General features: G+C 63.6%; 20 protein-coding genes. 6 read left to right on the top strand and 14 right to left on the bottom strand.

Annotation, left to right across the window (positions count from 1 at the left end; all coding sequences use genetic code 11):
- Positions 1-85 precede the first annotated feature (85 nt).
- Entirely contained in the window at positions 86-1273 is a 1188-nt protein-coding gene (locus F6S12_RS25155; RefSeq protein WP_315869431.1) for a PrpF domain-containing protein, read from the bottom strand.
- A gap of 459 nt (positions 1274-1732) precedes the next feature.
- Between F6S12_RS25155 and F6S12_RS25150 the strand changes: the two genes are divergently transcribed.
- Positions 1733-2320, top strand: a complete 588-nt coding sequence (locus F6S12_RS25150; RefSeq protein ID WP_019093798.1) for an AidA/PixA family protein — start codon at positions 1733-1735, stop codon at positions 2318-2320.
- A gap of 45 nt (positions 2321-2365) precedes the next feature.
- On the opposite strand, the gene F6S12_RS25145 is transcribed toward F6S12_RS25150, so the two are convergent.
- From F6S12_RS25145 to F6S12_RS25130, 4 genes are all read right to left on the bottom strand, one after another.
- The gene (locus tag F6S12_RS25145) at positions 2366-2986 is read right to left on the bottom strand and encodes a LysE family translocator (protein WP_315869430.1); all 621 of its coding nucleotides are present in this window, start codon (positions 2984-2986) and stop codon (positions 2366-2368) included.
- Positions 2987-3073: 87 nt separating this feature from the next.
- On the bottom strand, positions 3074-3724 hold the full coding sequence (locus F6S12_RS25140; RefSeq protein WP_315869429.1) for a DUF2239 family protein: 651 nt from the start codon (positions 3722-3724) through the stop codon (positions 3074-3076).
- 45 nt (positions 3725-3769) lie between these two features.
- Positions 3770-4000: a DUF3079 domain-containing protein gene (locus F6S12_RS25135; RefSeq protein WP_315869428.1), complete on the bottom strand. Its 231-nt coding sequence runs from the start codon at positions 3998-4000 to the stop codon at positions 3770-3772.
- 71 nt (positions 4001-4071) lie between these two features.
- Positions 4072-4524 carry an Lrp/AsnC family transcriptional regulator gene (locus F6S12_RS25130; RefSeq protein ID WP_011060976.1) on the bottom strand — a complete coding sequence of 151 codons (453 nt, stop codon included), beginning with the start codon at positions 4522-4524 and terminating at the stop codon, positions 4072-4074.
- Positions 4525-4766: 242 nt separating this feature from the next.
- Between F6S12_RS25130 and F6S12_RS25125 the strand changes: the two genes are divergently transcribed.
- The 5 genes from F6S12_RS25125 (at position 4767) to F6S12_RS25105 (ending at position 7972) form a co-directional block, all read left to right on the top strand.
- Complete coding sequence (locus tag F6S12_RS25125; protein ID WP_011060975.1) at positions 4767-5384, top strand: LysE family translocator; 618 nt, start codon at positions 4767-4769, stop codon at positions 5382-5384.
- A 9-nt stretch (positions 5385-5393) separates the two neighbouring features.
- Complete coding sequence (locus F6S12_RS25120; RefSeq protein WP_123430907.1) at positions 5394-5870, top strand: MaoC family dehydratase; 477 nt, start codon at positions 5394-5396, stop codon at positions 5868-5870.
- Between the two features lie 254 nt (positions 5871-6124).
- Positions 6125-6526 (top strand): hypothetical protein, encoded by a 402-nt coding sequence (locus F6S12_RS25115; protein WP_015635375.1) that lies wholly within the window; start codon positions 6125-6127, stop codon positions 6524-6526.
- 95 nt (positions 6527-6621) lie between these two features.
- Complete coding sequence (locus F6S12_RS25110) at positions 6622-7176, top strand: UPF0149 family protein (RefSeq protein WP_315869427.1); 555 nt, start codon at positions 6622-6624, stop codon at positions 7174-7176.
- A 91-nt stretch (positions 7177-7267) separates the two neighbouring features.
- Positions 7268-7972: a hypothetical protein gene (locus tag F6S12_RS25105; protein ID WP_315869426.1), complete on the top strand. Its 705-nt coding sequence runs from the start codon at positions 7268-7270 to the stop codon at positions 7970-7972.
- A gap of 92 nt (positions 7973-8064) precedes the next feature.
- On the opposite strand, the gene F6S12_RS25100 is transcribed toward F6S12_RS25105, so the two are convergent.
- The 9 genes from F6S12_RS25100 to F6S12_RS25060 all read right to left on the bottom strand — a co-directional run.
- The gene (locus tag F6S12_RS25100; protein WP_123430908.1) at positions 8065-9672 is read right to left on the bottom strand and encodes an alpha/beta hydrolase; all 1608 of its coding nucleotides are present in this window, start codon (positions 9670-9672) and stop codon (positions 8065-8067) included.
- Positions 9673-10146: 474 nt separating this feature from the next.
- Entirely contained in the window at positions 10147-10734 is a 588-nt protein-coding gene (locus tag F6S12_RS25095) for a hypothetical protein (protein WP_053158049.1), read from the bottom strand.
- Positions 10735-10750: 16 nt separating this feature from the next.
- Positions 10751-11359 carry a hypothetical protein gene (locus tag F6S12_RS25090; protein WP_041752195.1) on the bottom strand — a complete coding sequence of 203 codons (609 nt, stop codon included), beginning with the start codon at positions 11357-11359 and terminating at the stop codon, positions 10751-10753.
- 107 nt (positions 11360-11466) lie between these two features.
- Positions 11467-11817 (bottom strand): hypothetical protein, encoded by a 351-nt coding sequence (locus tag F6S12_RS25085; RefSeq protein ID WP_053158044.1) that lies wholly within the window; start codon positions 11815-11817, stop codon positions 11467-11469.
- A 40-nt stretch (positions 11818-11857) separates the two neighbouring features.
- Positions 11858-12151 carry a hypothetical protein gene (locus tag F6S12_RS25080; RefSeq protein WP_011060967.1) on the bottom strand — a complete coding sequence of 98 codons (294 nt, stop codon included), beginning with the start codon at positions 12149-12151 and terminating at the stop codon, positions 11858-11860.
- A gap of 135 nt (positions 12152-12286) precedes the next feature.
- Positions 12287-12763: a surface-adhesin E family protein gene (locus F6S12_RS25075; protein WP_015635370.1), complete on the bottom strand. Its 477-nt coding sequence runs from the start codon at positions 12761-12763 to the stop codon at positions 12287-12289.
- Entirely contained in the window at positions 12760-13407 is a 648-nt protein-coding gene (locus F6S12_RS25070) for a hypothetical protein (RefSeq protein ID WP_093408610.1), read from the bottom strand. Before F6S12_RS25070 ends, F6S12_RS25075 begins: the two co-directional genes overlap by 4 nt.
- 115 nt (positions 13408-13522) lie before the next feature.
- Positions 13523-14308: a PhzF family phenazine biosynthesis protein gene (locus F6S12_RS25065; protein ID WP_315869432.1), complete on the bottom strand. Its 786-nt coding sequence runs from the start codon at positions 14306-14308 to the stop codon at positions 13523-13525.
- Between the two features lie 5 nt (positions 14309-14313).
- Positions 14314-14576 (bottom strand): helix-turn-helix domain-containing protein (locus F6S12_RS25060; protein ID WP_315869425.1); only part of this gene is annotated, 263 nt, incomplete at its 5' end.

Below are 14576 nucleotides of genomic sequence, written 5' to 3'. Positions count from 1 at the left end.
CGCAGCCTTCGGCAGCGGCTACAAGAAGCGGGGCACGCGCAGGGTTGGACTCTGTGTGGCCGCGAAGGAGCCTCGGTGGTGGTGGTTAGACGGAGCCGAGGGCGGCGATCAACGCTGGGGAGGCGTTGTACAGCGGTGTGCTGCCCTGCAACAGGATCTGCGCGCTGCGCCGGTAGGCGGCGCCGTCGATCAGCAGCTCTCCACCGGCCAGCCGGGCATTGATCAGGGTCTCCAGCACCCCGGCGGGGTTTTCAATCGCCAGGGGGTATTCGCCCGGCTCCTCGCCTAGCACCGGCGCCCGTGTCAGCAGGGCGTGGGCCACGGTGCCCTCGGCCAGGCAGGCCGCCGCCAGGCAGCAACCACCGGACACTGCCAGGGACGGGTGGGCGTTCTGCGGGGTGAAGTAGCGGGTGGCAATATCCCCACCCTCCCGCGCCGGGCTGACGATGCAGATCTTCGGGATGGTTTCGCTGCGCCGCAGCTCGTCGGCGCTCATCAGGCTGCCGTCGCGCTTGCGCAAGCCCATGCGCAACCCGCCCAGCACCATCAGTTCCAGCAGGCGCGCCTTGAATTGCGGGTCGGCGTCCAGCTGGGCCGGGGTTTCCTCGCCGGTCTTGCCCAGGTCCGCCGCGCGCAGGATGACCATGGGCACCGCCACGTCGATGCAGGTGGCGGCGATGCCGTCCAGCAGGTCCACCCGTTTGCCGGTGGGGAACAGCGCGCCGGTCTTGGCCCCCACCGGCTTGTCGAGAAACAGGTCGACCCCGGGAAACACCCCGTTGACCCCGGGAATCCGCGTGTCGCTCAGCAGCCGGCCATTGGCGAAGCCCAGGCGCGCATACATCGTGGTCTGGGTGTTGCTGTTGTAGATCTCGATCTGCCCACCGCCCTCCCCGGGCTCCAGCCAGCCGCGCTGCAGGGCGTACAACGGCAGGGCCGCGGACATGTTGCCGCAGTTGACGCTCCAGTCGATGGCGCTCTTGCCCGCCGCCAGTTGCGCCAGGGTGCTGATCATCCGCGTCTCGCCGGGGCGGCGCTCGACGATGAACACCTTGTTGCTGGTGGGCCCGCCGCGTCCCAGGCCGGTGATCTGGGTATTGCCCGGCCACTCGCCATGCAGCGGCACGCCCATCAGGTGGCGCAGCAACTCTTCCACCAGGGCTTCGTCCCGGGGCAGCGCTTCGCGGGCCAGGATCAGCCCGGTGGAGGTGCCGCCACGGGCGTGGCACACGGGGAATTCAGGGATGGCAGCAGGCTTGGGCAGATCAGGCATGGCGGGCGCCTCCAGGGTGGGCGAATGGAGCAGCCCCTTGTCGCACGGGCAACGGGCGGCAGCGCAGCATGATAAACCGTCGCGGCCTATCCCGGGGCCTGTCGCTTGGCGATCCGGGGTCGCCCGATTGCGCATCGTGCCCGGGGCCGATCACGACCTGGGCCTGAGCCATGCCGCCCAGGCGGCGCTATGGGCCGATCAGCACCTGGGCCTTGGCACGGGTGCTACAGGCCTGTAGCCCGAAGCGGCCGGGACGCCCTCGCGGCGCTTTTTTGACCGGCCCATTTGACTAACAGTCTTGAGCTTCTAGATTCCACTGGCGACCTCATGGAAGTGCATTTCGCCCGGTGCCCGACAGCTGTTGCGCCGCGCCCGGATGCTCGGTGGCCGCACGCTGCACAGCCGATGACACCCGGGCCTGGATCGCCAGGCCCATAGCGCGACAACAGGGAGCCGGACATGAACGAAAACATCGTGGATATCCTTGTCACCATTGACGTGGACACCATTCTGGAAAGCAACGGCAAGACCTTCGACGGCGGCAACACGCTGACCTTGAGCCAGCACAGCGCCACCCCCACCCAGCTCTACAACTACTACAGCAACGGCCAGCGCCTGTCCGACCAGGTGGTCTACATGGTGGCCCGCCGCGACAACACCGACGGGCCGGACGGCGGCTCCGAACTGGCGGTCAACCTGCGTCAGGGGGACATTGTCCGCTGGCGCGCCACCAGCCTGTCCAAGGGCATGTACAACGCGGTGCTGCTGTACCAGTACACCCAGACCAACCCGATACCGAGTGCCGGCAATCCGCCCTATCTGACCGACGTCACGCCGGTGGTCCTGGACAGCACGCCGCTGCCCATCATCGACAAGGACAACCCGGCCGGGCAGCCCATCGCGCAAAGCGTGCAGAACTACTACTGGCAGGCCAACGCCACCCGGGTCGGCTCGCGCATTACCTACACCTGGGCCTTCATGATCCTGGACAGCAACAACAAGGTGATCGCCTACTGCTCCTGGGACCCGTACTTCTCCATCCACTGATGGCCATGGCCTCTCCCCGTTGCGGGGAGAGGCTTGCTCCAGGCTTCAGGCGCGCCGGGCCAGTAACAGCACCGAGGCCGCCGCCGACAGCAACGCCGCGCAGCAGCGATTGAACAGGCGCTTGCCCGCAGGCTCGCTGAACCAGCGCCGCATGTGCAGGCCCATCAGCGCATAAGCGCTGATGGCGATCCACTCCAGCAGCAGGAACAACAGCCCCAGCACCAGGAACTGCGAACCCACTGGCGCCCCGGGCTCGACGAACTGCGGCAGAAACGCGGTGAAGATCAGGATCGCCTTGGGATTGCCGATGGCCACCAGAAATTCCTGCCGGCTGAGGGCCAGCAGCCCGGACACCCGGCTGCGCTCCGCACTCTGCACCTGGGGGTCCGCGGTCCACAGCTGATAGGCCAGGTACAGCAGGTAGCTCGCGCCGAGAATCTTGATCCCGTAGAACAATAGCTCCGAGGCTTGCAGCACCACCGCCAGGCCGGCGGCGGCCAGGGCGATCATCAGGGCGAACGCTGCCAGGCGGCCGATGCCCGCCAGGCACGAGGTGCGAAAACCGTAGGTGCTGGCATTGCGCACCGACAGCAGGTTGTTCGGCCCGGGGGCCATGTTCAGGGCGAAACAGGCCGGGAGAAATAGCGCCAGGGTGGCGAGGTTCATAGGCACTCCAGAATCGGCAAGGCGTCGTTGTTGACCGGCAAGGAACATAAAACGCCTGGGCCCCGGGACACAAGCCAGCCCCGGCGATTACGCCCCAGCCAGGCGCAAGGCATAGGCACGGATGTCCTGCGGCCAGTCCTCGATGCACTGCTGCAGGCGCGCCAGGTCCGCGGCGAACAGCGCCCGGGTGGCTTCTTCATAACCGGGAAGATCGCCGCCCATGGCCAGCATGAACTGGTAGGCCGCCTCTTGCGCGGCCCGCTGGCGCTGCGGTTCGGCGCCATGGCGCCGGGCTTCGTCCACCAGCCGGCGCAGCACCGCCGAGGCGCCACCGGGCTGCTCGGCCAGCCAGTCCCACTGGCGCGGCAACAGGGTCACTTCCCGAGCGATGACCCCCAGCTTGGGTCGCCCCCGCCCCCGGGGCGCAGCCTCTTCGCCCTCGACCGGCGCAGCAGCAGGCTGGCGCGGGCGATAGCGCCCGTTGCCCGGCGCCGGCGTGGCGGCCAGGCGCTGGCGCACTTCGTCCGGGGAGCCCCGCAGGTCGAGGTCGATGACCCGGCCGCTGGCATCGTCGAACACCAGCAACGGCTGCGGCGCCGCCTCTTCGCTGGCACGCTTGACCGCCAGCGCGACCTCCAGCAACGGGCCGGCCGCCAGCACCTGCTGGGCCTGAAACGCAGTGACGGGTCGGGTAAGTGAGTCGGACATGGTTATGGCCTCAAGGAAACGAGGGCGCATATTACCCGGGTATTAATAAGGCAAGCAATAATACCCGGGTAATATTTAAACGGCGGTCGGCCCTCGCGACTGCTGCTGTGGGGCCGGCTCGCTGTCGGCGGGCATCTCGATGCCCCAGTCACCGTCCAGGTACCAGTCCTCCCCGAGCATTTCCGCCGGGTGCATGGTGCGATCGGAACCATTGCCGCAAGCCAGGGCATTGGCCGCGCAGTAGCGGTCGCAGCCCCAGCAGATCCGCTCGGGGTGTTTGGGGCGCAGGGGAAAGGGCTTGGCCATGGCGGCTCCCGGAACCTGGATGAAGGAGCCTGCACCTTAGAACCTGCGGGGCCTTCGAGCCTTGATCCCGATCACAATGGCAGGGTGCGGTCCTGGATCACCTGCTTCATCACCAGGGTCGAGGTCAGGCGCTGGACGTTGGGCAAGGTCGACAGGCGTTCGTCATACAACCGCTGGAACGCCGGCAGGTCGCGGGTGATCACCTGCAGCAGGTAATCGGGTTCGCCAAACAGCCGCTGCGCCTCGACGATCTGGACAATGCCCTGCAAGGCAGTTTCGAAGGCCGCCACGGCCTGGTGATCGCCCTCGCGCAGGGTGACGAACACCATGGCCGAGAAATTCAGCCCCAGGGCGCTGGGCGCCAGTTGTGCGCGATAGCCCAGGATCACCCCGGACTGCTCCAGCGCCCGTACCCGGCGATGGCAAGGGGACAGGCTGAGACCGACCCGCTCGGCCAGGTCGGTGACCGAAAGGCGGCCGTCTGCTTGCAGCTCGGCAAGAATCTTCTGATCAATCCGATCCATTTGAATAATTCTCCCCATTCGAAGGTTTGCAGTTGGAATATTAGAGAAAAAATCCCCCTCGATCTTCACTATTCTTTCTTCACACCTTGAAGCCCCTGTTCACCGCAGCTGTGCGGCGGTCGAGCCCCTGATGCCCGTGAGAAAGCCCCATGCCCTACCCCCTTGCCAAGCCGCACCCTGCGCTGCCTAGCGCGACCGCCTGCCCCGCCCACGCTACCTGCAGCCAGCCGAGGTAAGCCAACATGGAACCGAGCATGTTGGCCGCGTTCTGGGCAGTGTCGCTGCTGTTCGTGATCACCCCCGGCGCCGACTGGGCCTATGCCATCTCTGCCGGGCTCAACGGCCGGGTGGTGATTCCCGCGGTATCCGGGCTGCTGAGCGGCCACCTGCTGGCGACCCTGGTGGTGGCCGCCGGGGTCGGCGGGCTGGTGGCGCGTTACCCCCTGGCCCTTGCGGGCCTGACCGTGGCCGGTGCCGGCTACCTGCTGTGGCTGGGCGTCGGCCTGCTGCGCCACCCGTCCACGCCCCAGGCCGGCGCAGGCCAGGCCGATGCTTCCTGGGCGCGCTGGTCGTTCAAGGGCCTGTGTGTCAGCGGCCTCAATCCCAAGGTCTTCCTGCTGTTCCTGGCCCTGCTGCCACAGTTCACCAGCCCCGCGGCCGCCTGGCCGGTGTCGCTGCAGATCCTCGCCCTGGGGCTGCTGCATGCCTTCAGTTGCGCGGTGATCTACCTGTTGGTGGGCTTCGGCTCGCGCACTGTTCTGCAGGCGCGGCCGGTGGCGGCGCTGTGGGTCAGTCGCCTGTCGGGCGGGTTGATGGTCCTGATTGCGCTAGTGTTGCTGGCGGAACAACTCCTGGCTTGAGGAAGACCCATGCACAGCTTCAGACAACGAGCGGCTCGCGGGCTGCAAAGCGGTGACAGCTTCAGCCTGTCGCGATGCTTCACTCCCCAGGACATCCAGCGCTTTGCCGAGATTTCCCGGGACTACAACCCGGTGCACTACCACCCGCCCTTCGCCGAGGCCCGAGGGTTTCGCGAACCGGTGGCCCATGGCCTGCTGACCGCCAGCCTGGTGACCGAGATCGGCGGGCAGATCGGCTGGCTGGCCTCGGCGATGCGCTTCCAGTTCCGCCGCCCGGTCTATGCGGGGGATACCGTGACCTGCCGCTGGCTGATCACCGAGGTGGATGCCCGGGGCCGGGCTACGGCGGTCATCACCCTGAGCAACGAAGATGGCGTGATCGTGCTCGAAGGCGAAACCCGCGGCGTGCTTCCCGGCGAACAGGAACGGCAGTTACTGAGCCAGATGCTCGCCGAAGGCGACCCGGGCAACCCCTTGGCTCGGTAGACCTCAAGCCCTGCGACGCACCCGAAGCCCCCTTCGCTGGCAAGCCAGCTCCTACACAAAGCCCCGCCACTACCCCACCTCGTAGGAGCCGGCTTGCCGGCGAAGAGGCCCTCAAGCCCTGCGACGCACCCGAAGACGCCTTCGCTGGCAAGCCAGCGCCTACACAAAACCCCACCACCACGCCATCTCGTTGGGGCTGGCCGGGCACAGAATTTTCTCTGACAGCGGCTACGGGATCGCTATGATGGATCACCATGAACCCCAGCCCCGCGATCCGCCAACCCTGTCCGCCCGGCGCCTGCATTTGCGAGCGCGAGCAGTTGCTGGACACCCCCGGAGCCGACCTGCGCATCCTCAATCTGACGCGCCAGGAGGAAAAACGCCTGCTCGAACGCCTGGAAAACCTCAAGGACCTGGCGGACCTGGAACACATGCAGCGGCGGATGTACGAACAACTGGGCATCCGCGTCCAGATCAGCCCCAGTGACAACGTGGTCCGCAGCATGCGCGGCATCGCCATTTCCCTGGGCGAGTTGCCCGGCCTGTGCCGCAAGACCCGGCAATCGATCCCGGCCGCCATCCGCCGGGCCATGGAGCAGCGCCCGGAAATCGCCTACCGCCTGCTGGACTCCCAGGACCTGTTGCGCGGCACCTGAGGGCCGCGCACTCAAGCGCCGCCCATACCGTTCAAGGCTTGCAGCCCGGGGCCTGAACCCGGAAACTTGCCGCTGCTTTTTCCAGGACTTCTCTCATGCAAAACACCCCATTGAACGCCGCCGACTTCGAAACCCTCGAAGACACCCTGCTCAAGTACGGCGACGACCACTCGGTACTCAACCCCTGCGAGCTGGACGGCTATTTCACCGCGCTGGTGTCGGGCCCGACCCAGGTGGATATCGCCGAATGGTTCCCGGCGATCTGGGGCGGCGAGAACCCCAATTGGGAAACCCCGCAAGAGTGCCGGCAGTTCATCGACCTGTGCGTGCGCCACATCAACACCCTGGCCGAACAACTGGCCAGTGATGCCCAGGGTTTCCATGCACGTTTCGAAACCACCGAACACCAGGGCCAGGACCTGTTGCTGGCCGAAGAATGGTGCTTTGGCTACCTGCGTGGGGTGGCCGTGGGCAACTGGCCGCAGATGCCGGCACCACAGACCGGCCTGTTGCAGACGATCATCGACTGTGCCGAACAGGACAACTTCGAACTGCCGGCCGACCTGGATCTGGAGCAGCATCGCCAGCAGGTAGCGGCCATCGAACCGGCCGCTCGGGCGCTGCATGCCTATTGGACGGCGAAGCGCTGAGGCTGACGCCAGCAGAAGCACCACGGGGGCCCTAAGGGGCAAAAAAAGGCAGACTTCACGCTCGGGGAAGTCTGCCAGCCAAGGACGGATAATGCTCATGTTCAAATGCATCAAGAGACTTTTCAGCCGGAATGCGCCAGCGCAGCCGCAGCCGCAGCCGCAGGACATTCCCGCACCCGCCGCCCCACCGACATTGGAGGAATATCTGTCCGGCTTGCCAACTTGCGATCATGAGCCCGACGAGGACTTCTATTACCGAACAGAAGCGGCTGACCAATGGACGCGATACTTCTCAAGCGAATTCACCATACCCTGCCGCAACCAGGGAGGAGGTCATTCCCAAGACCTGACGATGAACGAAGCGCTGAAAAATTACGCAGCCGTCCATGGTCTGGTGTACGTGTTCTACTACTACAGCCCATTCCCCTATGCACAAACGAAGATTGCCTCGCACCATAAGGAGTGCATTGAGGCTGCCTCAGGGCTGATCTCGCCTTACAAACATTGGATGCTCCTGTGCTTTCTGGCTCGCTATAAAAAAGACACCGCGGCGTTGACAGGGCGAACAAGCTTTGCCGATGGGACCCAAAACGATCAAGAGTGTCGATACATCATTTGCGATCCCCCCTGCCTGACCATTCCACGACAGGACATCCAACTTCACTTGAATGGTCATTGGTACTCATTGCCGGCCATCACCGATTTAACTCTAGGCCAGCTCATGGTGACTTGGCGCGATGATGCAACCTTCTGCGCTTCACGAGCCGCTTCACTACTCCAGGCCGTGAAAGTCTGATCAAAGGTCCATTCCCGTTTTAAGCAGGCATGGTGTGCGCCATGCCTGCAAAGCTGGGTGCGCTTCAACAGGGTAGTAGTAAGGCCCTCAGATCATTGGGTAGGCGCATATTCCTCAATCAGTTTCCACAGCAAACGGCCCATCGGTAGGCGGTAGATATCGCTGTGGGCCCCTCCTCCGGATCCCGGCGAGTTGAATTCGGTAATACCGTTAGAAGCGTCGATATAGGCCACTTTTCTGTCCGGGCCGGTGCTCTTGAACGGCTCGGCGCAGCCTTGCTGACCGTGCTTGCAGACTTCGAACCGACCTCCTGGAACTGCGGATGTGTCAGAAGCCGTCATGCACTCGAATATGCGCTGGTACTGGGGGTCGGTCGTATCGCAGGCCTTGTGGTATGAGCCGATCGATCCGGCAGGATCGGTCCAGACGATAAAGGGGGCGCCGGTCGCCGAATCGTTGGTGGCTGCAGTCAGCACCACCTTGGTCTTTTGAAGATGCCCGTAGTCCCGATAGGGAGCGCCTTCACGTCCGAGGTCCGGGGCAAAACGGTTGATGCTCATCGCCCCTTGCAAGCCAACGGCCAGATCAACCGGGCTGGTGACCATCGGCTGATCGGGGAACTGACTGCCAAGAGGCACCAGGGCCGGTGAACTGAACACCGCGCGAGTCATGGCGCGCGCCCCGAAACTGTGGCCTAGCGCAACAACCCTGGCCTTGCTGCCAGAGGCCGCCAGGCTGCGCGGAATGGTTTCGTTGAGCATCTTGTTCAGCCAGGACAAGCCTACTTCGTCCGCATCATTGGCCTTATTTGAATAGCTGAATACGTTGCCGAAGGAGTTGGACCAATAAGACGGCCAGGTCACGCCAATGACCAAGGGGCGGAAGTGACCAGTCACCTGATCATCGACCAGCGGTTTGATTGCCAGCGTCCTGTCGATCGGACTTTCTTGCTGTCCCTTGGCCGCTTCCAAAGAAGCGGCCATCAAGTTACCAGCCAAGTCATTGAAATTTCGTATTGCTTCTTGTTGGGCAGTGTTCCAGCCCATGACAATCACCAGAACATGGGTGTAATTACCTTGCCGAAGGTCCTGGGTCAAATTATTTTCCAGCGATAGCAGCGCATACTTTCCATAATCGTAAAACTGATAGGCATGGGCATCCACCTTGTCCAGGTTGGTGGATATTGAGCAGGCATGCCAGTCACTTATTTTCGCCAGATCATAGTTCTTTTTGACGAGTGATAATTGCTTTGCCGCGTAAGCGTTATATACAAAGCAATGATTCTTTGAAAGATAAGGATCACTTGCCCCGGCGGTGTCCTTGGCTATCGAGTTTTTTATGATGTGCGAAATGAACATCGCCTTAGAGTCACTTTCCTGAAATCTCCTGATCTGACTTGGTGTTCCCCAGCGGCTTGGTTCTTCCGCGCTGATGTATTGGCCGCTCCGTACGAAGCTGACCTGGGGATTAGCCTTGGGGCCGCCGACGATGGCCTGTGGGCTTTTTTCAATGGCCACGACATACCCTGGGTAATGCAAGGCGGTTCCGGATGGAAAATACAGGCTGGAATGGAAGTTTTTTGCATTGGTGCTATCCAGTTGCAATGCCGACTCATAAGGCTCCATGACCGACCCGGGTCCGGAACAACCAGCAACTCCTACTCCCAAGGCAATCAGGCTTAACCATTTGAGACGCATCATAACTAACTCCCTGGATCACTCCTGACCCTTATACTGACCTTCGCGCCGTAGACACATTAGTTAGAGGCAACGTGGACATCTTGCCTAGTCACAACACCACTATAGTCAGCAAGCGGCATTCAGCCAGCATCTCGATATATAAATATTAAGACTTACCTCTAAAGCCTTTTCCACATGAGATCAACTTTACTTCAACACTCCGACCTGCCCTCACTCGCTAGCACAAATCAAATTTAAATCCAGCCACTACTTGAAAAAACCTATTCGATAGCGAACTTATAGTTAGGCGACAATCAACTTTTACTTAATAAACACAAAAATAATCAATTACTACAAGATCAACTACGCCGGGCTCTGGCCAGTGCAGTGGCATGAGAATATTGGTTCCGCTGCTGGCCCGGCCCATGAGAAACGCCGCTGGCCCTACCCGGGCCAGCGGCGTTTTCATGCCTGCCATCAGGTGCTGCGCGGGGGTTACAGCAACTGGCGTTGCACCGCTTCATCCAGGGTGCTGCGGGCCAGTTGCTGGACCACGTCGCGGGTATCCGCCTGGAAAGGAATCGCCACGATCAGCAGCAGTTGCATCCAGGTGCGCACCGACTCGCTCTTGCGAATCCGCCCCAGTTCCTTGCCGTCCTTGTCCTTGAACACCGTCTCCAGGGTGAAGGTGTTCTTCGCCGTGGACGGGATGATGAAGAAGGTGGCGCCGGTGATGATGGCCGAGGCCATGCTGAACTGCTCGTTGTTGTACAGGGTGGCTTCGGCGTACAGGTCCGACTCGACCTTGTCGGTGCTGACCCGGGCAAAGCGCCCGGACTGGCGGTAGGTATCGGCCACCGCCGCTTCCCAGGCGGCGGCCGGGGCGCCGGCGGCAGCATTGGCCGGGCCGCCATTGACCTGGTTCATCGCGGTGGTGCGCACGAAGGCCGTGGGTTTGTGTTGCTCCGCCTGGGCGGTGGGTGGCCAGGCCGTGACCGGTGCCAGTTCGTGTTGCGAATAGGACACGCAGCCGCTCAGCAGTACCGCGGCCAGCACCAGTACGTGCTTGATGGAACCGAACATGTGACGCTCCTTGATCCTAGTGCGCCAACCGGGCGGTGGCGTTGTCGAGCAATTTGGCAACCAGCTCGTTGAGCTGCTTGGCGCCCTGGGTCGGGGCCCAGTATTCGCGCCCATAGAGACCGACATTGCGCTCGAACTTGAGCTGCTCCCTGGCGCTGGCCAGTTCCTTGCCGTCGCGATCGACGATCGACAGATCACCGGCCAGGTCGAAGCTGTCGACGTAGATCGGGCCATTGACCCAGATCCACAGCGTCAGGGTCAGCAGAGCCCCCGGTACATAGCCCGGGTGCGGCCCGCGATGGCCCTTGAGGGAGGTCATGTTGAACTTCAGCACCACGTCGTTTTCCCCCAGGCGGGTAGGAAATTCGCTGAGTTGCTGGAAGTAGCCGGCGCTCTTGACGTAGGGCGTCAGCTGGGCGGTCAGGGAGCGGCTGATGGCGGTACGGGTGGCTTCGTCGATACCGGCGGCGGAAACCTGCACATCGGCGATTTGCGCGGTGCGCGGGCTGCTGGCAGGCGCGGGATGCAGCGGTGCGCCCAGGGGGCCGGTGACGTTGTAGGACACACAGCCGGTCAGCGCCAGGGTGGCGACAAGGGCGGTGGCCCTGAGGAGGGTTCTGAACACGAAATATCCTTATTGAGGGACGGACAGCACCAACGTCTCGACCCCGGCGCCCAGAACTTTAGGAAAACCTCGCATTCGGTTGGGCGCTACAGGCCCGCTCCCGGGCCTTATTGATAGTCCTCTTCATAGGCCTGGAGCAGATTGAACAAGTGCTCCTGGGGCATCGCGCAGTCCTCCAACGCTTCGGGCGCAACACCGTTCCATTGCTCATCGGGGTCGCTTTCGACAATCAGTAGCGGCACCTGGGCGTTGTTGCAGAAGGCGAGGATGTCGCGCAGTTCCTGCTCACGTTCCACATGGTCGTTGTGAAACAGCTTGGCGCTGTAGAAGAAACCCTCGGCGCCACGGCGCAGATAGCCCTGGGCAACGCTCAGGGACAGGCCCAGGCGCTGATGGAGAAACTTGACCAGCGCCAGGTCAGTGCTGGGAGTCGCGGCGGCGATGCTTATTCTGGACATGGCAGGTTCCTTGATAAATCGGCGGGCAGCCCTCGCCCTGCTACTCGGGCCGCCACAGTTCGAGCCCCTCCACATGGCGCTCGATGTCGTCCATGTCGTCCTCCCCCAGGGTACGGTCGAAGGGTTCGCTGAGAATCCTGCGCACCTGGGCCAGGCGCTGGGTGACCTGCTGGTTATCGATGAAATCGGTGGTGGCGCGCTGGTAGTCGGCCACGGGTTTATCCATGTAGTAGGCGCCCATCTTGTGCAACGAGATCAAGACGAACTCCAGCTCCGCCAGGGCCTGCAGCGCCTGCTCGCCAGAGAGGGTGATGGTGCGGTTGCTTTCCAGCATCGAAACTTCCTTGGTACTCAACAGTTGGACAGAACGCCGCCTGGGCGGCGTGCGGCGCGCGCTTCAATCAGGCAGGCCACCGCCCATGCTGATCATGGCCTGGCCGGGCTGAACAACAGGCCCGGCTGACACCGCTCACCGACTCGGTGCCGGAGCCAGCTTGAGCCGGGTCGGATCGACCGCGCAGGCCATGTTGCGCAGCTCCCCGATCAACGATTGACGGGGAAAGGCGGCCCATTGCGCAAGATCTTCCTTGCGCATGACCTCCACGCCCTGGGCGAAGGGCTCGGAGAAGTACACCCGGCCGAACTGCGCCGACTCATCCTTCTCGCAGTTGATCACCCGGGTCGCGCGGGAGCTGTAGATCGGCGGCTTGCCACCGCCCAGCGCAGCAGGCTTGGCGTAGTTGTTGACCAGATAGAACTGCCGCAGGTTCGGGTTGTTCTGGTAGAGGGCCAGCGAGTTGGCGGCAAAGTAGGTGGCCAGTTCCGGGCTTTCCAGCACCTTGAACATGCCGTCCGGACGCTGCGGCGCCGGGGCCTCCCCGGGGGTACCCGAATGCGCGCAACCGGCGAGCAAAAGCGCCGCGCTCAAGCTCGACAGCTTGTTCATCGGCCCGCTCCCTGGGCCAGGTCCGGCCGCTCCTGCTCCAGCAATGGCTGATCGACAGTGCCCTGCAGCGAGCAGAGCAAACGGGTCTTGCCGTCTTCCTGGCTGAGCATGAGGATCTTTTCCGCGGAGCCCGGCGCCGGGGCGATGCCCGAAGCGGCGGCCGGGTTGTCCTGCCAGGGGGTCGCGGCGTTGAGTTTGATCTGCGGCCGGGAGACGAAGTATTCGCCAGTCTCCTGCCAACCGGCCTGGGGCAGCGCGGCCATGACGGCCTCGCGGCTGGCATCGATTTCAAAGCCCCAGAAGTGAAAGGTGCCCTGCTCGCCCAGGTCGAACTGGCGGTCGTAGTAGGCGGTCAGGGGCAGGCCCTGATCCAGCAGCGGCCGGGAAAACGCCATCAGCGCGGTGGCGCTGTCGCGGCGCTCCGCCACCGGAATCCAGGCGATGCCCTGGCGCTGATTCTCCGCCAGTTTCACCACCTGCCCGAGCTCGGCGCGCTGCTGATACAGGGCCTTGAAAAAACTCGGCTGGCACTCCAGCAGGCTCTGGCTGAGGCTCGCTGCCTGGGCAGCGCCGGCACTCAAGCCCAGGAGCAAGGCCAACAGCGGTGAGGTGGAAAGGCGGGGCAAGGTGCGCGTCCGTTGCATGGTCTGGAGCATCCTGAGCAGGCGAAAAAAACGCGACTCTACTCCCGCCGGCACCGCCGAGACAAATCCGCCTGCAGGCACCAGGCCTGCATGGCAGAGCGGCGCCACAGCCGGTTCAGAGGAAAATACTGCCCTTGAGGTACAAGGCGCCGTAGCCGCTGATGATCACCCGCCCGTTGTCCAGCACCTGGCACTGCAACTGGCCCTTGCGCGCCCCGCCCTGTTGCGCCCGCAACTGGCGCTTGCCCAGGCGCGCGGCCCAGTAAGGCGCCAGGGAGGTATGGGCGGAACCGGTGACCGGGTCTTCATTGACCCCGACCCGCGGGCCGAACCAGCGCGAGACGAAATCGAATGCCCGGGACGGCGCCGTCACGGCGATGCCGCGCACATCGAAGGCGGCCAGTGCGGCGAAATCGGGCTTGAGCGCCTCCACCAGAGATTCGTCGTCCACCACCAGCAGGTAATCGTCGGTGCGGTACAGGGCCTCGGCCGCCGGCAACCCCAGGGCTTGCAGCAGGGCCGGAGCAATCGCCACGGCTTCGGGCTGCTTGGCGGGAAAGTCCATGGACAGCAGGCCGCCCTCGCGGCTCACCCGCAACTCGCCGCTGCGGGTGGCAAAGCGCAGCACGTCGCGGCGCTCGCCCAACTGCTCGAACAGCACCCAGGCCGCCGCCAGGGTGGCGTGCCCGCACAGGTCGACCTCCACCGTGGGGGTGAACCAGCGCAGTTCGAAGACTTCGCCCTGGGGCACGAAATAGGCGGTTTCCGACAGGTTGTTCTCCAGGGCGATGCGCTGCAGGACTTCGTCCGGCAACCAGGCATCCAGGGGGCACACCGCCGCCGGGTTGCCACCGAAGACGTGGGAGGTAAAGGCATCCACTTGAAAGATATCGAGCTGCATCGCGGTCATTCCTCGGCGCCTTGGGCGCGGATCTGTTCCAGGTAGTTGTAGATGGTGTAGCGGGTCACCCCCAGGGCCGCGGCGGCCTTTTCGATCCCGCCCTTGACGATGAACACCCCGCGCTCCTGCATCTGGCGCACGGCGTCGAGCTTGTGTTGCTTGCTCATACGCGCCCCGCTTCCCGGGCAGGCACCCTGGATGATCTGGGCCAGCAACTGTTCCATGTCGGGGGCTTCGTCGCGGCGCGGCGCAGGCGCGCTGCCCAGGC

This window comes from Pseudomonas sp. JV245A (genome assembly GCF_032424515.1).
GTDB lineage: Bacteria > Pseudomonadota > Gammaproteobacteria > Pseudomonadales > Pseudomonadaceae > Aquipseudomonas > Aquipseudomonas protegens.
This window is presented reverse-complemented; position numbering and strand designations above follow the sequence as displayed.